Here is a 20939-nt window from a genome sequence, read left to right on the forward strand (position 1 = left end):
TGCCGGCGGGCGATACCGTCGAGCCATGCGCACCGATCCACGTCAGCCGTCCGTCGCCGCCGGGTCTGCCGCGGCGATCGCGGCGACGGAGCTCGCGGACGCCGCCGACGCGCACGCGGGCGTCGAGACGCGCCAGGCGACCGGCGGCGAGCTCGACCGTGCGCTCGCCGGGTTCGAGGCGACGTGGGGCGTCGGTCGCGGGCCCGATCGCTCGATGCTGCAGGCGATCGCGCACGCGGGCAACACGCTGCTCGTCGCCGTGCAGGGGTTCGAGACGCGCGCGTCGCTCGCTCCTCGGCCCGCGGGCGGCGATGTCGTCGGTGCCACGCTCGGCTTCCTCGGCTGGGAGGGCGGGCTGCACCTGCACTCGCACATGAACGCCGTCGACCCCGCAGCGCGAGGCCGTGGCATCGGCCTCGCCCTCAAGCTCCGCCAGCGCGCGCTCTGCCTCGAGCACGGCGTCGACGAGATCCGCTGGACCTATGATCCGCTCATCCGCCGCAACGCGCGCATGAACCTCGTGCGGCTCGGCGCCGAGGTCGCCGCCTTCCACCCCGACTTCTACGGTCGCCTCGACGACGCCATCACGGGCGCCGACCGCAGCGACCGCTTCGAGGTGCGGTGGCGCCTGGCATCCGCTCGCACGGCGCGTGCGCTCGCCCTGGGACCGCAGCCTGCGTGGTCGGCTCGCGCCGGTTTCGCGCTCGTCCCCGATTTCGAGGCGCTGCGAGCGGATGCCCCGGCCGACGCCGCCCGGCTGCGCGAGCACTCGCACGAGGCCTTCGCCGCGCTCGCCGCACCGGGGCTGCGACCCGAGCTCGACGCGGCGGGCGACTACGTCTTCACGAGTGACGACCCCGACCGGGAGGCCGAATGACCAGCACCGCACCCGCCACCGCACCGCGCATCGAGGCGATCGAGCTGCACCGCATCGAGGTGCCGCTCGTGCGCCCGTTCGAGACGAGCTTCGGCCGCGAGACCGTGCGCGAGGCGCTGCTCGTGCACGTGCGCACCGACCTGGGCGACGGATGGGGCGAGTGCGTCGCCGGCCGCGACCCGTTCTACTCCGCCGAATACGTCGGGGGAGCGGCATCCGTCATCGAACGCTACCTCGCGCCGGCACTGCTGGGTGCGACGGCCGACGGCGCGACCCGTGCCGTACGGGGCGCCGAGTCGGCCGACGCCAGGTCGGCGGGCGTGCCGCTCGCGGCATCCGTCGCGCCGGCGCTCGCCTTCGTCGCCGGCCACCGCATGGCGAAGGGGGCCATCGAGGCCGCGGTGCTCGACGCCGAACTGCGCGCGCAGGGCCGCTCGATGGGCGAGGCGTTCGGCGCCGTGCGCGACTGGGTGGACTGCGGCGTCTCGGTCGGCATCGCCCCGACGCTCGAGGAGCTGCTCGACGAGGTCACGGGGTACGTCGAGGAGGGCTACCGCCGCATCAAGCTGAAGATCAAGCCCGGGTGGGACGTCGTGCCGGTCGGCGCGGTGCGTGAGCTGCTCGGTCGCGACGGGCTGCTGCAGGTCGACGCGAACACGGCGTACACCGCCGACGACATCCCGTTGCTCGCGAGCCTCGACGCGTTCGGGCTGCTGCTCATCGAGCAGCCGTTCGCCGAGGAGGACCTCGCCACCCACGCGCTGCTCGCGAGCGCGTGCGAGACGCCCGTGTGCCTCGACGAGTCGATCCTCGATGCCGCGACCGCGGTCGACGCGATCGAACGGGGTGCGACCTCGGTGGTCAACATCAAGCCCGGTCGCATGGGCGGCTACCTCGAAGCGCTGCGGGTGCACGACGCCTGCCGTGCCCTCGACGTGCCCGTGTGGTGCGGCGGCATGCTCGAGACCGGCATCGGCCGGGCCGCGAACGTCGCCCTCGCCGCACTGCCCGGCTTCGTGCTGCCGGGCGACACCTCGGCGTCGTCGCGCTACTACGCCGACGACGTCACCGATCCGTTCGTGCTCGGCACGGGCGAGCACCGCGGGCAGCTCCGGGTTCCGGATGCCCCGGGCACGGGCGTCGCCGTGCGCGACGACCTCGTGCGCGAGTGGGCGAGCGCGCCGCCGATCACGCTCACGCGCTGAGGAGCGAGGCCGCGCGTTCTCCGATCGCCGCGGCGGACGCCGCGCGCCGCGGGTCGTCGTCGATCGCGAACCAGGTCGACGAGAGCGCGCACCAGGCGACGAGCCACCGCGCGAGCCTCGCCTGCTCGATGCCGCTCGCCTCGACGACCACGTCGAACTGCCGTTCGAGTCGGCCGGGGCGCAGCGCCCGCTCGGGCGAGGGGTTGCAGAGCAGGTTGCAGTAGTCGAAGCCGGCTTCGCCGACGAGCCCCTTCGGATCGATCGCGAGCCAGCCGCGCTCACCGAAGTCGAGCACGTTGCCGTGGTGCAGGTCGCCGTGCAGCACGACCGGGTCGCGGGGGGCGTCGAGCAGCGCCTGTGCGATGTCGGCGCCGCGCCGGTGCAGTGCTCCGAGCCCGTCGGCCGCCGCGAAGAGCTCGCGGAACCACGTCGGCAGGTCGATCAGCTCGGGCGGCTCGGCGCGTTCGAGCACGAGAGCGGATGCCGCGTGGATGCGGCCGGCCGCCGCGCAGATCGTGCGCGTTGCCTGGTCGTCGCCGCCGTCGGCGACCATGCGCACGAGGTCGCGGCTGCCGGTCGCACGCTCGAGGAGCAGGGCCTCGTCGCTGTGGGCGAGCACTCGCGCGGCGCCGTGGCCGGCGAGGGCGACGAGCAGTCCGGCGCCGCGCTCCTCCTCGTCGGTGTGCGCGAGCTTCAGCATCGCCGGCACGCCGTCGCTCGTCTGCACGGGGATGAGCCGGCTCGACGCCGTCGTCACGGGTTCGCCGTCGGGGCGCAGGCGCCAGTGCCGCAGCCAGGCGGCATCGCCGGCGAATCCGGGGTTCACCGGTCCGAGGTCGCTCACTGGCGATTCCACTCCTTGTCGGCCCAGGGGTCGTAGTCGATCTCGAGCGGCTCCTGCTCGGGTCGCTGCGGCTCGGGCACGTGCTGCAGGTTCACCCGGATTCGGTACCAGAGCGACGAGCTGCCGCGCATGCCGTCGACGAGCACGTCGGCGGGGTGGAGGAGGGCCACGACTCCGGAGTGCCGGGCCTTCCAGCGTTCGAGCCCCTCGAGGGCCTCGGCCTTGGTCTCGGCGCGCGCGATCTCGATGAGCGGCATGGTCGATGCGCGGCGCCCCGAGCCGTCGGAGGACTTCGGTGGCTTCTCGGCCGGGCCGAGCTCCTCCGCGAGGGCGAGCAGCCCCTCGAGGCCGCCGACGGCGTCGTCGATGCCGGCCGCAGGGTCGCCGCGCTCGGCGAACCGCTCGAGCACGGTCGGCACGGTGAATCGCTCGGGGTGGCTGCCGCGCACCTCGTCCCAGTCGAGCGGCGTCGAGACGCGCGCATCGGGCAGGGGCCGGATCGAATAGGCCGAGGCAACGGTGCGGTCCTTCGCGTTCTGGTTGAAGTCGACGAAGACGCTCTCGCCCCGCTCCTCCTTCCACCACCTCGCCGAGGCCATGCCGGGCGCCCGGTTCTCGACCTCGCGAGCGAGCGTCTCTGCGGCGAGCCGCACCTCGCGGTAGTCCCATCTCGGTTCGATGCGCACGTTGATGTGCAGCCCGCGGGAGCCGGAGGTCTTCGGCCAGCCGACGAGTCCGTGGTCGGCGAGCACCTCGCGCGCGACCATCGCGACGTCGATGATCTGCGCCCATTCGACGCCCGGCATGGGGTCGAGGTCGACGCGCAGCTCGTCGGGGTGATCGAGGTCGGAGGCACGCACCGGGTGCGGGTTGAGGTCGAGGCATCCGAGGTTCACGACCCAGGCGAGCGCAGCGGCGTCGCGGATCACGACCTCTTCGGCCGAGTTGCCCGAGGCGTAGTGCAGCGTCGCGGTCTCGATCCAGTCGGGCCGCTTCTCGGGGGCGCGCTTCTGGAAGAAGGCCTCCTGGTCGATGCCCTTCACGAAGCGCTTCAACACCATCGGCCGCCCGCCGGCGCCGCGCAGGGCGCCTTCGGCGACGGCGAGGTAGTACCGCACGACGTCGAGTTTCGTGAGGCCCGGCTCGGGGAACACGACCTTGTCGGGGCTGCTGATGCGCACCTCTCGGTCGCCGATCTGCAGCACCTCGGCCGTCGACGCCTTCGGGCTCACGCTCCCCACACTAGGCCGCGGCGGCGTCGAAGGGGAGGGCGGCCCCTCAGGCGGATGCCGCCGGCGACTCGGCGGGGGCCGCGGCGGCCGCGGCCGCGGCCGCACGAGCGTACCGCCGCGGCGTCTCGCCGATCACGGCGCGGAACTGGCGGGTGAAGTGCGCCTGGTCGGAGAAGCCGAGATCAGCGGCGAGTTCGGCGAGCGACGGCGGCTCGGCGGCCACGAGCGCCTGCGAGGCCTCCTGCATGCGGTAGCGCCCGATGAGCCACTTCGGCGTGAGGCCGAGGCGGCCGCGGACCAGCCGCTCGAGCGCGCGAAGACCCAGCCCCGACGCTGCCGCGAGCTCGTCGGCCCGAACGATCGACCGGTCGGTCTCGGCGAGCTCCACGACTCGCCGCAGGAGCGCGGCATCGTCATCGAGCTCGATGCGCTGGGCCCGTAGCCACGATTCGAACACGGCGACGGCGGATGCATCGTCGCCGGCCTCGACCGCAGCGCGCACCTGCTCGGCGAAGCCGGCGGCATCCGTCACCCGCAGGGCATCGAGCCAGACCGACGAGCCGACGATCTCGCGCACGGGGCCGGGCGCGAGGCGGTGCGCGACGCCGGGCTGCAGCAGCACGCCGAACGCCCACCCCTCGCCCTCGAGGCGCTGGTGACTGCGCCCGAGCTCCGGTCCGTAGAGCGCCGCCGCGTGCCGTTCGACGACGAGGTTCGCCGACGGGTAGTCGAGCACGCCCTGCTCGACGACGATGCCGGGCGGCAGCCGCCAGCGGGGGATCCAGATGTGGCGCACGAGCCCCTCGAGGTCGGTGCTCACGGCGTGACGGGCGAGTCGCACGGGTGCGTCGTCGGCGGCAGCCTGTGCTGCGGCCGCCGACGCGAGCGGGGCGATGCCGGGTTCGCCGTGCCGACCGGCGAGCACGCCCTTCGTGGCTGCGCCGGCGCGCGAACGCCAGTAGTTCTCACCCGTCTGCATGCACCCAGTATCGCGAGTGCCACCGACGCGCCGCGCTCCGCCGGGCGGTGGCTCGGGGAGGCGTCGCGTTTGTGCAAGACGCGGGTGCCGGGGCCTCCGTAGCGTCGATGCCGACCACCGAATCCATCACAGGAGGACACCCATGACCGACTTCGAGATGACCCTGTTCGTCGCCGCCGACACCGACCGCGTGTGGGAGGCGATCACCGGCGAGGAGGGCAGCCGCGCCGTGATGTGGGGCTCGGCGCTGCAGGGCGAGCTCGTGCCCGGCGCCCGCTACGAGTACGTCGGGCCGGGCCAGGACGGGGACGAGACCGTGCACGTCTACGGCGAGGTGCTGCAGGCGGAGCCGGGCGCGATCCTGCAGCTCACCGAGCACCCCGGGCCCACCTATCGCGAGAACCACGCCGAGCTCCGCAGCCGCATGACCTGGCGCCTCGAACCGGCGGGGGAGGCGCTCACGAAGCTCACGTTCACGAACGACGAGTGGAGCGAGGGGCACCCGGCCGAGGCCGAGACTTCCGACACGTGGCCGCTCGTGCTGTCGAGCTTCAAGTCGTGGGTCGAGACCGGCAGGGCGTTGCCGTTCCCCTCCTGACCGCGCGCGGAGTAGGTTGATCCCACCACCGGCCGGCGAAGGAGACACCATGGGCAGAGCACCTGCGTTCAGGATCGTTCGCTGGGAGCTCAAGGTGCTCTACATCGTCGTCGCGTGGATCGTCGCGTACGCGTTCACCGACCTGCTCCGTGAGCTCGGCACGCCCGCTGTGGCGCTCGAGGTCGTGAACACGCTCGTGAATCTCGCGGCGTTCGCCTTCGCGGTGCGGATCTTCCGAGGACAGGGTGAACCGATCGACCCGCCGCGGGCCTGGTGGCGCATGACGGCGTGGCCGACGCTCAGCCGCCGGCTCGGCATCCTGTTCGTCGCGTTCGCGGTGCTGATGGCACTGAGCACGGTGTTGAGCGCGTTCGGCGTCGGCGAGCTGCCTGCCGGCGGCTCCGTCGGTCTCGGCGTCGGCGTGACGCTGCAATTCGCACTGGTCGGGTTCCTCTACCTGAACTCGGCGGTGCGCTTGGCTCGCCTCGGCATCGCGAAGCCCGAGCGCCTCCGGCCGACGATCCGCCTGACGTGACCGGCGCGCCCGCGTTCCCACTCAGTCCGAGTGGCCCGCCTCCCCTGAGGGAAGTCGCTCGCTGACGTGCCGGGGACGACCCGCGAGGAACCGCATCGACAGGCCGGCGACGAGCGACCCGAGACCGCCCTGCAGGAGGTCGCCGAGGGAGTCCGCGTACCCGGTCAGGATCTCCGGGTCGAGGTAGGTGCGGCCGAACCACTCGAAGAACTCCCAGAGCACGCCGAGTGACAGGCCGAGCGCCGTGACCATGAGCGCGGCCGAGAGCACGGGGCGCGGGAGCGTTTCGGCGTCGGCGAGCACGTGGAATCGCACGAGCACGACGTAGAGCATCGCCGCGACGATGCCGTTGGTGAAGAAGTGCATGGGGAGGTCCCACCAGCGCGCCGCGATGAAGAGTCCGAGCACGCTGCTCCAGGTCGAGAGGAGCACCGCCGTGCCGAAGAGGATGTCGAAGGCGGGCCGGACTCGGAGCAGTCGGGGGACGAGCATCGCGGCCGACGCCGCCACGAAGCTCAACCCCGAGAGCGGGCCCCAGCCGATGCCTGCCACGACGATGCTGAGCACGCGGAGCACGTCGCCGACGATCTCGGCCGGTCCTTCGGGGCGCCGCAGCGAGGTGCGGATCATGCCATCAGACGAGATCGTCGGGCGAACCGCGGGGCGGAGCACGGCCTGCACCGGTTCATGGTCGGATGCCGCCCGGCCGTCGAATCTCGCTGCGTTCACCCCGGCGCGGAGCACGTCGACCCGTCGACCGACGAGGATGCGATCGATGCGGCTGCCGCCCGGGCGCGGCGCGCGGTAGTTCGAGTAGGTTCCCCACGGCGGCGTCAGCCGCTCGGACGCGGCGTCCCAGGCGTCCCGCAGCGCTCCCTCCGCCGTCAGGCGGCGCGTGACCGCGGAGCCGGCACCCGCGTTGAAATCTCCGGTCACGACGATCGCCGCATCGGGGTCCGCGGATTCCGCCTGCAGCACGAGGTTGAGGATCATCGCCGCAGATGCGAGCCTCGAGCGCCCGGAGACGTGATCGAGATGGGTGTTGAAGACGATCAGTGCCGACCCTGTCGCTGTGTCGGTGAACTCGGCCGACACCACGATGCGACGTGTGAGGTTGCCGAACGACCGCGAGCCGGGCGCATCCGGAGTTGCGGACAGGGCCCGCTGGCGCCACGCGGTCAGCTCGAGCCGGTCGGCGTCGTAGAAGATCGCGCAGTGCTCGCCGCCGCCCGTGGCGCTGCGGCCGCGACCGACCCGTCGATACCGCGATCCGTGGGCGCCCGCGACCGCGTCGACCTGGTCGGCGAGTGCCTCCTGCACGCCGAGAAGCGTCGGCTGCTCGGCCCGCAGCAGACGCCGGACGAGCGGGGCACGCGCATTCCAGCGGTCGGGACTCCCCGGCAGCGCGGTGGTGCGCCGCCGGACGTTGAACGTCATGACGTGCACGTCGGGCGCGCTCACCGGGCCGATCAGCGCGGCATCGGTCATGCGCCCAGCGTACGCATCCGCAGTGCACGGGCGGGGACCTTCCGTGCGAACGGATGGCCCGCCCGGATGCCGCGTCGCTAGGATCGCCGCATGGCTGATGACGCGGTGAAGCAGGCTCAGGAGGCCGCTGCGGCAGCGGCAGAGGCGGCGAAGGCGCTGCAGGCGCAGGCCGAGGAGGCGATGCGCAAGGCCGAGGAGGCCGCCGTGCTCGCGAAGGCCGCCGCCGAGGCCGCGACGACGGCAACCGTGACGGAGGGCGCGACGGCAACCGTGACGGATACCGCGGTCTCCGAAGCCGTGCCGGCACCGACGGCACCCGCGGCGCCTGCGGCCGCGGCGCCCGCCTCCGACGCATCCGGCCCGCTCGACCAGGCCCAGGTCGATGCGATCCGAGCCGGTTACGAGCTGGACGGCGCCGCCCTCGAGATCGGCGCACTCGTCAACGGCGAGGCGCTGCCCGACGTGCCGGTGCGCATTCCGCTCGCGATGACGAACCGGCACGGGCTCGTCGCCGGTGCGACCGGCACCGGCAAGACCCGCACGCTGCAGGTGCTCGCCGAGCAGCTCTCGGCCCATGGCGTGGCCGTCTTCGCCGCCGACATCAAGGGCGACCTCTCGGGCGTCGCGACACCGGGCGAGGGCAACGAGAAGCTGCTGGCGCGCACCGAGGGCATCGGCCAGCGGTGGAGCCCCGCGAGCTTCCCGACCGAGTTCTACTCGCTCGGCGGCGTCGGCCGCGGCGTGCCCATCCGGGCGACGATCTCGGGATTCGGCCCGCTGCTGCTCTCGAAGGCGCTCGGCCTCAACGAGACGCAGGAGTCGAGCCTCGGCCTCGTCTTCCACTACGCGAACGAGCACGGCCTCGCACTGCTCGACCTCGAAGACCTGCGGGCGGTGCTCGCCTACCTCGTGAGCGACGAGGGCAAGCCCGAGCTCGAGGGGCTCGGCGGCCTGTCGAAGGCGACCGTCGGCGTGATCCTGCGGGAACTCATCACCTTCGCCGACCAGGGCGCCGACGTCTTCTTCGGCGAACCCGAGATCGACACGGCCGAGTTCCTGCGCGTGGCCGCCGACGGCCGCGGCGTCATCAGCCTGCTCGAGGTGCCGGGCGTCGCCGACAAGCCGGCGCTCTACTCCACGTTCCTCATGTGGCTGCTCGCCGACCTCTTCACCGACCTGCCCGAGGTCGGCGACGTCGACCAGCCGAAGCTCGTCTTCTTCTTCGACGAGGCGCACCTGCTCTTCGCCGATGCCTCGAAGGACTTCCTCGCCCAGATCACGCAGACGGTGCGACTCATCCGCTCGAAGGGAGTGGGTGTCTTCTTCGTCACCCAGACCCCGAAGGACGTGCCGGCCGACGTGCTCGCTCAGCTCGGCTCGCGCGTCCAGCACCAGTTGCGCGCCTTCACGCCCGACGACGCGAAGGCGCTGCGCGCGACGGTCTCGACGTATCCGAGGTCGGGCTACGACCTCGAAGAGACGCTCACGATGCTCGGCACGGGCGAGGCGATCGTCACGGTCATGAACGAGAAGGGCGCCCCGAGCCCCGTCGCGTGGACGCGGCTGCGAGCGCCGCAGGCGTCGATGTCGCCGTCGCCCGATGCCGCGATCGATGCGGCCGTCGCTGCATCGCCGCTCACCGCGAAGTACAGCACCGGCATCGACCGCGAGTCGGCGCACGAGATCCTCACGAAGAAGCTCGCGGATGCCGCGGCGAGGGTCGACGCCGAAGAGGCGGCGGCCGCGAAGGCGAAGGCCGATGTCGAGTTCGAGAAGATGCAGGCGAAGATCCGAGCGGATGCCGCGAAGGCCGACAAGAAGGCGCAGGCCGAGTTCGACCGGCTCATGAAGCAGACCTCGGGCACCTCGCGGTCGCGCTCGCGCTCGTCGCAGTCGAAGGAGCGGTCGGCGCTCGAGCAGGTGCTCGGCTCGAAGACCACGCAGAACGTGCTGACGAGCGTCATCACCGGCCTCTTCGGCATGGCCAGGCGCAAGTAGCGGTCTCGAGCGTGCGGAAGGATGGACGCATGCCCGAGATCCGCCCGTACCGCCCCGCCGACCGCGAGCAGGTCGCGCGGGTCTGCCTGCTGACGGCGGCCGGCGGCGGGGACGCCACCGGGGTCTACTCCGACGACACCCTGATGCCCGAGGTGTTCGCGCTGCCCTACGTCGAGTACGCGCCGGAGCTCGCCTTCGTCGTCGCCGATGGCGATCGCGTGCTCGGCTACGTGATCGGGGTCGCCGACACCGCCGCTTTCGCCCGGTGGTGGAAGCGTGAGTGGGGCCCCGCATTCGCCGCGCGGCATCCGTCGCCCGGTGCCCCGACCGGCCGTGAGCCGGCCTTCACCGAGGCGCAGCTCATCGAGGCGGGCACCTCGCCCGATCGCATGCTCATCGCCGAACTCGCCGAGTACCCGGCGCACCTGCACATCGACCTCCTCCCCGAACTGCAGGGCCGGGGGTTCGGGCGCCGCCTCATCGAGACGCTGCGAGCCGCCCTCGCCGAACGGGGCGTGCCGGGGGTGCACCTCGGCATGGACGCCGCGAACACCGGCGCGCGTCAGTTCTACGACCGGCTCGGATTCCACGAACTGCCGTCGAGCCGCGCCGATTCGCCGCTGCTCGGCATCGCGACGCGCTGATCTCAGCCCGAACCTGCCGGGAGCCCGAATAAAACCGGTGGTCGGTGCTGGCGGCGTCGGGCGACGGCGGGCTACGGTCGGCACAGGATGTCACCGAGCGATGCCGGTCCGAAGGGAGCACCATGCTGGCAGCAACCGCCCCATCGACGAGAACCGAGCTGCGCGGACAGCTCGGCCAGGTGCTGCTGGCGACGCTCGCGTCGACGGTCGGGTTCTGGGCGTGGATGGTCATCGCGCCGTTGCAGAAGACCTACGCGACCGAACTCGGACTCGACGAGGGTCAGATCTCGCTCATGCTGGCCACCCCCGTGCTCGTCGGCGCACTCGGCCGCGTCGTCGTCGGCGCGTTCACCGACCGGTTCGGCGGCCGAAAGATGTTCACCTTCGTGCTGCTCGGTTCCGTTCCGGCTGTGTTGCTCGTCGCCCTCGCGGGTGAGCTGAAGAGCTTCCCGCTGCTCGTGGTGGCCGGGTTCTACCTGGGCGTGGCCGGCACGATCTTCGCCGTCGGCGTGCCGTTCTCGAGCGCATGGTACGAGCCGTCGAAGCGGGGATTCGCGACCGGCGTCTTCGGCGTGGGCATGATCGGCACGGCGATCTCGGCCTTCGCCACGCCCCGACTGGCCGAGAGCATCGGCTACCTGCCGACCCACTTGCTGCTCGCCGCCATCATGGTGGCGATGGCCGTCGTCGTGTGGTTCTTCCTTCGCGACTCACCCGTCTGGGAGCCGAGCCGTCAGCGGCTGATCCCCAAGGTCATGGGGGCGCTGCGGCTGCGCGTCACGTGGGAGATGTCGTTCCTCTACGCGATCGTCTTCGGCGGCTTCGTCGCGTTCTCGACCTTCCTGCCGAAGTACCTGACCACGATCTACCCCGACGACGTCGATCCCGTGGGTGCCGGCACCCGTACCGCGCTGTTCGCGGCGGCGGCGGTCGTCGCGCGGCCGATCGGCGGCGTGCTCTCCGACAAGGTGGGGCCGAAGATCATCTCGCTCATCTCGCTCGCCGGCATCGTGTCGCTCGCGTACGTCGTCGGCCAGCAGCCTCCCGAGGGCATCCTCACCGGCGCCACGTTCATCGCCATGGCCGCGGCGATGGGCCTCGGCATGGGCGCGGTCTTCGCCTGGGTCGGGCCGTCGACGCCGAAGGACAAGGTCGGTGCCGTCACGGGTGTCGTGGCTGCGGCGGGCGGTCTCGGGGGTTACTTCCCGCCGCTCGTGATGGGTGCCACCTACAACCCGGAGACCATGTCGTACTCGCTCGGACTGTGGCTGCTCGTGCTGGTCGGCGCGTTCGCGCTCGTCGTGGCCGGCATGCTGCGCGACGCGAGGCCCGGCGCCGGCGACGGTGCTGCGTCGTCCGCGCGCCTGCAGTGATGCAGCGCCCCGAAGCGTTCGTGCACCGAGTCGCTTCAGTCGGCTGCGGCGTGCGGCAACTCGAACGTGCGCCCCTGCACCTCGGTGGGCCTGATGCGCACCCAGCGATCCTTCTGTTCGGGCGCCCAGGGACTGATGCCCAGTCGTTCGGCTTCGGCGACCTCGCCCTGGCGGTCGAACTCCGCAGCCTCGCCCTTGACGACGACGCTGAACGCGTCGGTCTCGGTGACACCGTCGATCTGGAAGGCGACACGGTGCCGGATCGTGAGCTCGAGCAACTTCGTACCCGCCGCGGTGCGGAAGACGATGGAGCCACCGTCGACGGCGTGGTTCACGGGGAAGATGTCGACCTCATCTGCGGCTGCTGCGGCGAGACGACCGTATGGGGCCTCCCTGATGAGCTGCCAGCACTCCTCCTCCGAAAGCGATCGCGTCGGAGTCCGACCGTTGACGTCTTGGTCCATGGTCGGAGTCTACTCGCGAAGGGCGCCGCAGCGACGGGGTCAGAGCTTGTGCAGTCGCTTCTCGTCGGGCTGCTCGATGCCCTCCCAGCCGCGGCGGGTGGGGCGCCCGGGGCGCGTCGCGTCGCGCGAGCGGTAGACGATGTACGGGCGGAACAGGTAACCCACCGGTGCCGAGAACACGTGCACGAGTCGCGTGAACGGCCAGAGCGCGAAGAGCGCCGTCGCGCACAGCACGTGCAGCTGGAACATCAGCGGCACGTCGGCCATGAGCTCGGGCTGCGGCTGCAGCAGGATGAGGCTCCGCATCCACGGACCCACGGTGCCCCGGTACTCGTAGCCCGGCCCGAACACCTGGTACATGATCGTGGCGATCGAGCCGAAGAGCAGGGTCGCCCCGAGGAACACGTACATGACCTTGTCCATGGCGGTCGTCGCGAGGAAGACGGCATTCGTCGTGCGTCGTCGATACACGAGGATCGCGAGCCCGGCCACGGTGAAGACGGCCGCGATCGTGCCGAGCGTCGTCGCGCCGAGGTGGTACATGTGCTCGTCGATGCCGATCGCGTACAGCCACTCGCGCGGGATGAGCAGCCCGACGATGTGCCCGGCGAGCACGAACAGGATTCCGAGGTGGAACATGGGCGAGCCCCAGCGCAGCAGGCGGTTCTCGTACACCTGGCTCGACCGGGTGGTCCAGCCGAACTGGTCGTAGCGGTACCGCCAGATGTGGCCGACCACGAACACGGCGAACGCCGCATAGGGGAAGGCGACCCACAACAGGATGTCCAGCGCGTTCACACCCGCACCTCCTTGTTCCCGGCCCCGCCGGGGGCGAAGGGTTCGAGATTGCCGAGGAAGGTCGGCGCCCCGAAGCTGAGGCCCACGGTCTCGGTCGGCGGCCCCTCGTTGACGAGGGCGAGCATCCGCTCGCGAGCGGCCTCGTCGATCTCGGGGAGCGACAGGCACACGGCCTCGACGATCGAGGCCCAGGGGCTCTGCTGCGAGAGCAGCGCGGCCCGGAGCACCTCGATGCCGTCGCGGTGCGCTGCGAGCAGCTGTTCGGCCACTGGCGACTCGCTGACCGCCGAGAACTCGAGCACCGCCGGGAGGAAGTCGGGCAGCTCATCGGCGTCGAACTCCCAGCCCGCCGCCCGGTACGCGTCGAGGAACGTCACGAGCGCGGTGCCGCGCTTGCGGGTGTCGCCCGCCGCGTAGTAGCTGAGGTACAGGCAGCTCTTGCGCTTCAGGTCGAACGTCACGACGTACTGCTGCGCGAGACGCTCGGGGCCCGCGGCATCCGCTGCCTCCATGAACGTCGTGAATGCCGCCTCGATCGGGCCGGGAAGCGGGTCGGGCGCGCCGTCGTCGGCCTGTCGAAGGGATGCCGCGAGCCGCGGCATCCGCTCATGGAAGGCGGCATCGGGGTAGTCGAGCAGGAGCGAGGCGATCATGTGCGTGCGGGCCCGCTGCTCGGCGTTCAGGGCGAGCGGATGCAGCGGCTCCGGCATGTTCCGCAGCTGGATCTGCGGTCGCAACCGAGGACTCGACGCGCTGCTCATTCCCGGTCCTTCCCGGTCGGCGGGAACAGGCCCTGCGGCGAGCCGTTGCCGTCCCAGTTCAGCAGGTTCACCCGGCCGGGCGTCGACGGCCGGTCGGAGGTCTGGCGGTTCTTCAGCACGTGGAAGTTCTCGACCGCCACCGGCACCTCGCCGCCGCTCGCGGCGCCGAACGGCCCGCCGCCGCCCATGCCGGGCCCGCCGTCGTAGTCGAGCGAGCACGCGATCTCCTCGAGCTCGGCGGCTTGCTCGGTGTGCGCGCTCGGGATGACGTAGCGATCCTCGTACTTCGCGATCGCGAGCAGTCGGTACATCTCCTCGATCTCGGTGCCGGTCATGCCGACGGCCGTCGCGATCTCCTCGTCGCGGCCCTCGCCGAGGTTGATGCCGCGCATGTACGACCTCATGGCCGCGAGCCGGCGAAGCACTCCGTCGACCGGCGCGACATCACCCGCCGTGAAGAGCCCGGCGAGGTACTCGATCGGGATGCGCAGCTTCTCGATCGCGGCGAACAGCGTCGGTGCGTCCTCACCATCGTTGCCGCTGCTCGCGACGACGTCGACGACGGGGGAGAGCGGCGGGATGTACCAGACCATCGGCATCGTGCGGTACTCGGGATGCAGCGGCAGCGCGACCTTGTAGTCGTTGATGAGCCGCCAGATGGGGCTGGCCTGGGCCGCCTCGATCCAGTCCTCGGGGATGCCCTCTGCTCGCGCGGCCTCGACGACGGCCGGGTCGTGCGGGTCGAGGAACACCGAGCGCTGCGCGTCGAGCAGGTCCTTCTCGTCTTTCACGGCGGCGGCCTTGGCGACCCGATCGGCGTCGTAGAGCACGAGCCCCAGGTAGCGCAGCCGCCCCACGCAGGTCTCGGAGCACACCGTCGGCAGGCCGACCTCGAGCCGCGGATAGCAGAGCGTGCATTTCTCGGCCTTGCCGGTCTTGTGGTTGAAGTAGACCTTCTTGTAGGGGCACCCGGTCACGCACATCCGCCAGCCGCGGCACGCGTCCTGGTCGACGAGCACGATGCCGTCCTCGGCTCGCTTGTACATGGCTCCCGAGGGGCAGGATGCCACGCACGAGGGGTTCAGGCAGTGCTCGCAGATGCGCGGCAGGTAGAACATGAACGTCTTCTCGAACTCGGTCGTGACGTGCTCGCTCATGTGCTTGAGGATCGGGTCGTCGGCCATGGTCTCCTCGGCACCGCCGAGGTTGTCGTCCCAGTTCGCCGACCACTCGATCTTCATGTCCCGGCCGTCGATGAGGCTCTTGGGCTTCGCGACCGGCGTGTGCTCGCCCGCGGGGGCGTTCAGCAGCATGTCGTACTCGTACGTCCACGGCTCGTAGTAGTCGTGGATCTCGGGCAGTTTCGGGTTCGAGAAGATGCGGGCGAACTTCGAGAGGCGGCCGCCCGCCTTGAGGCTCAGCCGACCGCGCTTGTTGCGCACCCAGCCGCCCTGCCACTTCTCCTGGTCTTCGTAGCCGCGGGGGTAGCCGATGCCCGGCCTCGTCTCGACGTTGTTGAACCACACGTACTCGACGCCCGAGCGATTCGTCCAGGCCTGCTTGCAGGTGACACTGCAGGTGTGGCATCCGATGCACTTGTCGAGATTCATCACCATCGACATCTGGGCCATGACCTTCATCAGTACTCGACCTCCTGGCTGCGGCGGCGGATCACGGTGACCTCGTCTCTCTGGTTCCCGGTCGGACCGAGGTAGTTGAACGCGAACGACAACTGCGCGTAGCCGCCGATCAGGTGGCTCGGTTTCAGGAGCACCCTGGTGAGCGAGTTGTGGATGCCGCCGCGCAGGCCGCTCGTCTCCGTGCGGGGCACATCGACCGTGCGATCCTTCGCGTGGTACATGAACACCGTGCCCTCGGGCATGCGGTGCGAGACGATCGCCCGGGCGACGACGACGCCGTTCCGGTTGTACGACTCGATCCACTCGTTGTCGCGCACGCCGATCTTCGCGGCGTCCTGCGGGCTCATCCAGATCGTCGGGCCGCCGCGCGAGAGCGAGAGCATGAACAGGTTGTCCTGGTACTCGGAGTGGATCGACCACTTCGAGTGCGGCGTGAGGTAGCGAACCGCGACCTCGGCATGACCGGCCGAACCGGGTGCGCCCGTCGGCTCGGTCGAACCGACCCGCGCATCGCCGTAGAGCCGGTGCAGGTCGAGCGGCGGGCGATAGACCGGCAGGTTCTCGCCGAGCTCCGACATCCAGTCATGGTCGAGGAAGAAGTGCATGCGACCGGTGAGCGTGTGCCACGGCTTCTTGTGCTCGACGTTCACGGTGAAGGCGCTGTAGCGGCGACCGCCGTGCTCGGAGCCCGACCACTCGGGCGAGGTGATGACGCTCACCGGCCGCGACTGCACGTCGGGGAACGTGATGCGCGACCCCTCGTGGTCGACGGCGAGGCTTGCGAGCTCCTGCCCCGTGCGCTGCTCGAGCTGGCGGAAGCCCTGCACCGCGAGCCGGCCGTTGGTCGTGCCCGACAGGGCGAGGATCAGCTCGCAGACCCGCACATCGGTGTCGAGGCGTACGGCGCCGATGTTCGGACCCGAGGTCACGACGCCGTTCGACGCCTTCAGCAACTCGACCTCAGGCGTGGGGTCGAACGTGATGCCCTTCGTGACCATGCCGAGCTTCGCGGCGAGCGGGCCGAGCGAGCCGAGCTTCGCGGCGAGCGCGGGGTAGTCGCGCTCGACCACGACGAGCTTCGGCATCGTCACCCCGGGCACTGGCGGCAGGTCGTCGCGCACCGTGCCGTGCGGCGTGGCCATCGCGTCGGGGGTGTCGTGCATGAGCGGTGCGGCGACGAGGTCGTGGCGAACCCCGAGATGCTGCACCGCCATCTCGCTCATCCGCGCGGCGAGCGCGTGGAAGATGTCGAAGTCCGTCTTCGTCTGCCACGGCGGCTTGATGGCCGGATTGAACGAGTGCACGAACGGGTGCATGTCGGTCGACGACAGGTCGTGCTTCTCGTACCAGGTGGCTGCGGGGAACACGATGTCGCTGAACAGCGTCGTCGACGTCATGCGGAAGTCGGTCGTGACGAGCAGGTCGAGCTTGCCGATCGGGGCGTCGTCGCGCCACACCATGTCGCGCGGGCGGCGGTCGTCCTCGGCCTCGGGCGCCCGCACCGCGGCATCCGTGCCCAGCAGGTGCTTCAGGAAGTACTCATTGCCCTTGCCGGAGGAGCCGAGGATGTTGGCGCGCCAGACGTTCAGCACGCGCGGGAAGTTCTCGGGTGCGTCGGGATCCTCGACCGCGTAGTGCAGCGAACCGTCGGCGAGGCTGTCGATCACGTACTGCGCGGGCTCCTTGCCTGCCGCCTTCGCGTCGTCGACGAGGTCGAGCGGGTTGCGGTCGAACGTCGGATAGCTCGGCATCCAGCCGCGCTTGGCCGACTCGACGAGGCAGTCGGCCGTCGTGCGCCCCTCGAAGAGTCCCTTCGCGAGCGGTGAGGCGAGCTGGTCTGCGGGCAGCCCGTCGTAGCGCCACTGGTCGGTGGCGAGGTACCAGAACGCGGTGCCGATCATGTTGCGGGCGGGGCGCACCCAGTCGGCGGCGCTCGAGTACTGGTTGTAACCGGTGAGCGGGCGTACCTTCTCCTGGCCGACGTAGTGCGCCCAACCGCCGCCGTTGACCCCTTGGCATCCGGTCATCGTGGTCAGCGCGAGGAACGTGCGGTAGATCGTGTCGGAGTGGAACCAGTGGTTCGTGCCTGCGCCCATGAGGATCATCGAGCGACCGCCCGACCGCTCCGCGTTGTCGGCGAACTCCCGGCCGATGCGCTCGGCCTTCGCGGCCGGCACGCTCGTGATCTCCTCCTGCCAGGCCGGAGTGCCGGGGGAGCTCGCATCGTCGTAGCCGGTCGGCCACTCGCCAGGAAGCCCCTCGCGGCCGACGCCGTACTGCGCCAGCAGCAGGTCGAAGACCGTCGTCACCGTCTTGCCTGCGACATGCGCGACGGGCACACCGCGACGGACCGAACCCGCCCCGCCCTCGTGCTCGGCACCGACCTCTGGGGCGATATCGAAGCGAGGCAGGTCGACTGCGACCGACGCCCCCTTCCAGACCGCGCCGTCGGCGACCGAGAGCAGCGGGTCGACGTCACCGAGGTCCAGGTTCCAGTGGCCCTCGTCATCGGCACCGAAGCGGTGGCCGAGCGATCCGTTCGGCACGATGGGCTCGCTCTGCTGATTGAGCAGCACCGTCTTGAACTCGGCGTTCGCAACGCGCGCCCCGAAGCCCCCGAGGTCGCTGGCCGTGAGGAACTTGCCCGGCACCCACGCGTCACCCCGCTCCTCGAGTGCGATCAGGTACGGGGCATCCGCATACTGCTTGAGGTAACTCTCGAAGCGCGGCGTACGGCGGTCGACGAGGAACTCCTTCAGGATCACGTGGCCCATCGCCATCGCCAGCGCGCCGTCGGTGCCGGGGTGCGGGGCGAGCCATTCGTCGGCGAACTTCGTGTTGTCGGCGTAGTCGGGCGAGACCGTGATGACCTTCTGGCCCCGGTATCGCGCCTCGGTCATGAAGTGCGCGTCGGGCGTGCGCGTCACGGGCACGTTCGAACCCCACATCATGAGGTAGCTCGCGTTCCACCAGTCGGCCGACTCGGGCACGTCGGTCTGGTCGCCGAACACCTGCGGGCTCGCGACCGGGAGGTCGGCGTACCAGTCGTAGAACGACTGCATCGTGCCGCCGATGAGGTTCATGAATCGGGCGCCGACGCCGTGCGAGACCATCGACATCGCCGGGATCGGCGAGAAGCCGGCGACCCGGTCGGGGCCGTATGCCTTGATCGTGTGCACGTGCGCGGCGGCGACGATCTCGACCGCCTCCTCCCACGTCGCGCGCACCAGCCCGCCCTTGCCGCGCGCCCGCTTGTAGCGCGCCGAGGTCTCGGGATCGTCGGTGAGCTCGGCCCACGCGAGCACGGGGTCGCCGAGCCGGGCCTTCGCCTCGCGGTACATCGTGAGGAGGGTGCCCCTGATGTACGGGTACCGCACCCGCGTCGGCGAATACGTGTACCAGCTGAAGGCGGCGCCGCGGGGGCATCCGCGCGGTTCGTACTCGGGCGAGTCGGGGCCGACCGTCGGGTAGTCGGTCTGCTGGGTCTCCCAGGTGATGATGCCGTCCTTGACGTACACCTTCCACGAACAGGAGCCCGTGCAGTTGACCCCGTGCGTCGACCGCACGACCTTGTCGTGCGACCACCGGTCGCGGTAGAAGACGTCGCCCTGGCGCCCGCCCTCGAGGAAGAGCGAGCGCATGTCCTCCGAGACCTCGCCGCGGCGCAGGAACCGGCCCATCTTCATGAGCGAGTCGGCGAGCGGCCCGTCGTTGGCCGGCTCGATGCGTTCGGCCGGTGTCTTCTCGATGGTCATCTCGCTCCCCGACGTCACCCGGACCGACGTGCCATCGGCCGTTTCGCCAGTCTGTCGGCGTGCCGTGGCACCTGCAAGATCGACGGGCCGTGAATAATCCGCCGGGCGGCGAATCAGTCGGGTTCGACGGCGAGCTGCAGCGTGCAGCATCCGGTGGCGGTGAGGGGAAGGAGCTCACGGGCCTCGATGGGCCCGTCGGCATGCGTGAGCACGCTGCGGATGACTCCGAGGTGCACCGAGCAGACGACGTCGCCGTGCTCGTCGACCATCGACTGGAACGGGCAGCCGGCGAGGTTGACCTCGACCTGCTCGGCGGTCAGTTGCGCGCGGTCGAGATCCTGGTCGAACCCGCACTGATCGAGGTGGTCGGAGAGCGCGTCGATCTGCCGCATCGCGTCGCGACCGAGCCCACCGTCGTCGCGCGACCCGGCGGGGCGCTCGACGGCGTTGCGTTCGATGGCGTTTCGCAGGCGCCGCAGCGCGGGTCGGTTCATCTCGTCGATGTTTCCGGTCGCCGCGCTGTAGAGCATGCGCGGCCGTCCTCTGCTCGTGCGGTGCTCTGGGTGCGCCGTGACGAAACCGTCGTCGATGAGCCGCTGTAGGTGTTCGCGGGTCGTGTTGTGGTGCAGGTCGACGGCCGCGGCGAGCTCGGCCACCGTCTGCTCGGCTCGCTGCTGCAGACGGTGGAGCAGGGCGACACGACTGTACGACCCGAAGGTGCGAGCGGCTTCCGTGTCGGGCAGGCTCATCAGGATGCCCCGTCGCGGCGCCCGTCGTCTCTGGCAGACCACTCTCGTGCGAGCTCGGTGGCGATGCGGGCCGCCGCCCTGACTGCGTCTTCGTCGCCGCCGTTCTTCGCCGCGGCGAGGCCGACGAGGAAGGTGCTGAGCGGGGCGGCGGGCCTTGCGACCCCGCGGGCGACATCACGGGCGACGTCGAGCACCGTCGGGATCGGCACGTCGCGCTCGTCGAGCTGCAACGCCTGGGCGAGCGCGGTCAGCCACGGTTCGAGGTGCTCGGCCGGCAGATGTCTCGGCGGCTCAGGGGTCTGCGCGTCGTTCACGGCAACTCCTTCGCGCTGCGTCGGGCCTCTTCCACATCCTGCCACGTGTCCACGTCGAACGCCGCGCCGTCGTCGAAGACATGCCGAAGGTCGAGCCCGTCGACGAGCTTCCGAACGGATGCCCCGTGGACGCCGCCTGCGAGACCGTCGACGCGGTGCCGGAGCGAGGTGCGGTGGTAGATGCCGGCGAGCCACTGCTCGCGGCCGTCGGCGTCGACCAGGCACACGCCGTCGGCCTCGCCGTCGGCTTCGGCGTCGATCTCGGCGTCGATCTCGATCAGCGCGTGCTCGAGCAGCCCGACCGCCCGGGGCGCGAACGGGAGGTCGCATGCGAGCACGAGCAGCCAGACCGGGGCCGAAGCGAAGTCACCGAGCGCGCTGAGGCCGGCGGCGATGCCGGCGACCGGGCCGCCGAACGGCGGGTCCTCGCCTACGTACCGCGCCGAGGTGTCGCGGCCCCGCTCGCGTCGCAGCTCCTCCGGCCCGACGACGACGATCCGGTTCGAGCGCGCGGCCGCCTCGAGCGCGGTGTCGAGCAGGGCGTGCCCGCCGACCTCGACCTCCGCCTTCTGCACGCCGCCCAGTCGAGATGCTCGACCGCCGGCGAGGATGATCGCGTCGTACCTCACGGCCGGCGACGGCGACGAGGTGTTCATGTCGTCAGCAGTGCTCACGTCGTCGCCAG

Annotated in this window: 19 protein-coding genes; 7 read left to right on the top strand and 12 right to left on the bottom strand. The window is 70.8% G+C overall.

Going from position 1 to position 20939, the window contains the following annotated elements; genetic code table 11:
- Positions 1 to 25: 25 nt before the first annotated feature.
- A complete protein-coding gene (locus JOE59_RS02575; RefSeq protein ID WP_204458814.1) occupies positions 26 to 877 on the top strand; it encodes a hypothetical protein in 852 nt (283 codons plus the stop codon).
- Entirely contained in the window at positions 874 to 2082 is a 1209-nt protein-coding gene (gene menC / locus JOE59_RS02580) for an o-succinylbenzoate synthase (RefSeq protein ID WP_204458815.1), read from the top strand. Before JOE59_RS02575 ends, menC begins: the two co-directional genes overlap by 4 nt.
- Here menC and JOE59_RS02585 read toward each other — a convergent pair.
- From JOE59_RS02585 to JOE59_RS02595, 3 genes are read right to left on the bottom strand one after another with little or no spacing between them, the layout of a single operon-like run.
- Entirely contained in the window at positions 2072 to 2926 is an 855-nt protein-coding gene (locus JOE59_RS02585; RefSeq protein WP_307836922.1) for an aminoglycoside phosphotransferase family protein, read from the bottom strand. The genes menC and JOE59_RS02585 overlap by 11 nt on opposite strands.
- Positions 2923 to 4158 (bottom strand): non-homologous end-joining DNA ligase, encoded by a 1236-nt coding sequence (gene ligD, locus JOE59_RS02590; protein ID WP_204458816.1) that lies wholly within the window; start codon positions 4156 to 4158, stop codon positions 2923 to 2925. Before ligD ends, JOE59_RS02585 begins: the two co-directional genes overlap by 4 nt.
- 46 nt (positions 4159 to 4204) lie before the next feature.
- Positions 4205 to 5137 (bottom strand): helix-turn-helix domain-containing protein, encoded by a 933-nt coding sequence (locus tag JOE59_RS02595; RefSeq protein WP_204458817.1) that lies wholly within the window; start codon positions 5135 to 5137, stop codon positions 4205 to 4207.
- Between the two features lie 142 nt (positions 5138 to 5279).
- On the opposite strand from JOE59_RS02595, the gene JOE59_RS02600 reads away from it, so the two are divergent.
- The gene (locus tag JOE59_RS02600; protein ID WP_204458818.1) at positions 5280 to 5735 is read left to right on the top strand and encodes an SRPBCC domain-containing protein; all 456 of its coding nucleotides are present in this window, start codon (positions 5280 to 5282) and stop codon (positions 5733 to 5735) included.
- 49 nt (positions 5736 to 5784) lie between these two features.
- Positions 5785 to 6270 carry a hypothetical protein gene (locus JOE59_RS02605; RefSeq protein ID WP_204458819.1) on the top strand — a complete coding sequence of 162 codons (486 nt, stop codon included), beginning with the start codon at positions 5785 to 5787 and terminating at the stop codon, positions 6268 to 6270.
- Between the two features lie 21 nt (positions 6271 to 6291).
- On the opposite strand, the gene JOE59_RS02610 is transcribed toward JOE59_RS02605, so the two are convergent.
- The gene (locus tag JOE59_RS02610; protein ID WP_204458820.1) at positions 6292 to 7758 is read right to left on the bottom strand and encodes an endonuclease/exonuclease/phosphatase family protein; all 1467 of its coding nucleotides are present in this window, start codon (positions 7756 to 7758) and stop codon (positions 6292 to 6294) included.
- A 90-nt stretch (positions 7759 to 7848) separates the two neighbouring features.
- Between JOE59_RS02610 and JOE59_RS02615 the strand changes: the two genes are divergently transcribed.
- From JOE59_RS02615 to JOE59_RS02625, 3 genes are all read left to right on the top strand, one after another.
- Positions 7849 to 9756, top strand: a complete 1908-nt coding sequence (locus tag JOE59_RS02615) for a helicase HerA-like domain-containing protein (RefSeq protein WP_204458821.1) — start codon at positions 7849 to 7851, stop codon at positions 9754 to 9756.
- Between the two features lie 29 nt (positions 9757 to 9785).
- Positions 9786 to 10400, top strand: coding sequence for a GNAT family N-acetyltransferase (locus JOE59_RS02620; RefSeq protein WP_204458822.1), 615 nt, complete (start codon positions 9786 to 9788; stop codon positions 10398 to 10400).
- A 122-nt stretch (positions 10401 to 10522) separates the two neighbouring features.
- Complete coding sequence (locus tag JOE59_RS02625; protein WP_204458823.1) at positions 10523 to 11773, top strand: MFS transporter; 1251 nt, start codon at positions 10523 to 10525, stop codon at positions 11771 to 11773.
- 35 nt (positions 11774 to 11808) lie between these two features.
- Here the strand turns inward: JOE59_RS02625 and JOE59_RS02630 are convergent, their stop codons facing one another.
- The 8 genes from JOE59_RS02630 to mobA all read right to left on the bottom strand — a co-directional run bounded on the left by JOE59_RS02630 (position 11809) and on the right by mobA (position 20928).
- Positions 11809 to 12237: a pyridoxamine 5'-phosphate oxidase family protein gene (locus JOE59_RS02630; RefSeq protein ID WP_204458824.1), complete on the bottom strand. Its 429-nt coding sequence runs from the start codon at positions 12235 to 12237 to the stop codon at positions 11809 to 11811.
- A gap of 39 nt (positions 12238 to 12276) precedes the next feature.
- On the bottom strand, positions 12277 to 13035 hold the full coding sequence (narI, locus tag JOE59_RS02635) for a respiratory nitrate reductase subunit gamma (RefSeq protein ID WP_204458825.1): 759 nt from the start codon (positions 13033 to 13035) through the stop codon (positions 12277 to 12279).
- The gene (gene narJ / locus JOE59_RS02640; protein WP_239560063.1) at positions 13032 to 13772 is read right to left on the bottom strand and encodes a nitrate reductase molybdenum cofactor assembly chaperone; all 741 of its coding nucleotides are present in this window, start codon (positions 13770 to 13772) and stop codon (positions 13032 to 13034) included. Before narJ ends, narI begins: the two co-directional genes overlap by 4 nt.
- 20 nt (positions 13773 to 13792) lie before the next feature.
- Positions 13793 to 15436: a nitrate reductase subunit beta gene (gene narH, locus JOE59_RS02645; RefSeq protein WP_204458827.1), complete on the bottom strand. Its 1644-nt coding sequence runs from the start codon at positions 15434 to 15436 to the stop codon at positions 13793 to 13795.
- Positions 15436 to 19191 (bottom strand): nitrate reductase subunit alpha, encoded by a 3756-nt coding sequence (locus JOE59_RS02650; RefSeq protein ID WP_204458828.1) that lies wholly within the window; start codon positions 19189 to 19191, stop codon positions 15436 to 15438. The genes narH and JOE59_RS02650 overlap by 1 nt, the downstream gene beginning before the upstream one ends.
- A gap of 113 nt (positions 19192 to 19304) precedes the next feature.
- A complete protein-coding gene (locus JOE59_RS02655) occupies positions 19305 to 19940 on the bottom strand; it encodes a helix-turn-helix transcriptional regulator (RefSeq protein WP_204458829.1) in 636 nt (211 codons plus the stop codon).
- Positions 19940 to 20254, bottom strand: a complete 315-nt coding sequence (locus JOE59_RS02660; protein WP_204458830.1) for a DUF6457 domain-containing protein — start codon at positions 20252 to 20254, stop codon at positions 19940 to 19942. The genes JOE59_RS02655 and JOE59_RS02660 overlap by 1 nt, the downstream gene beginning before the upstream one ends.
- A complete protein-coding gene (mobA, locus tag JOE59_RS02665; protein ID WP_307836923.1) occupies positions 20251 to 20928 on the bottom strand; it encodes a molybdenum cofactor guanylyltransferase in 678 nt (225 codons plus the stop codon). The genes JOE59_RS02660 and mobA overlap by 4 nt, the downstream gene beginning before the upstream one ends.
- Positions 20929 to 20939: the final 11 nt, after the last annotated feature.

Source organism: Agromyces cerinus (assembly GCF_016907835.1).
In the GTDB taxonomy this organism is placed as follows: domain Bacteria; phylum Actinomycetota; class Actinomycetes; order Actinomycetales; family Microbacteriaceae; genus Agromyces; species Agromyces nitratus.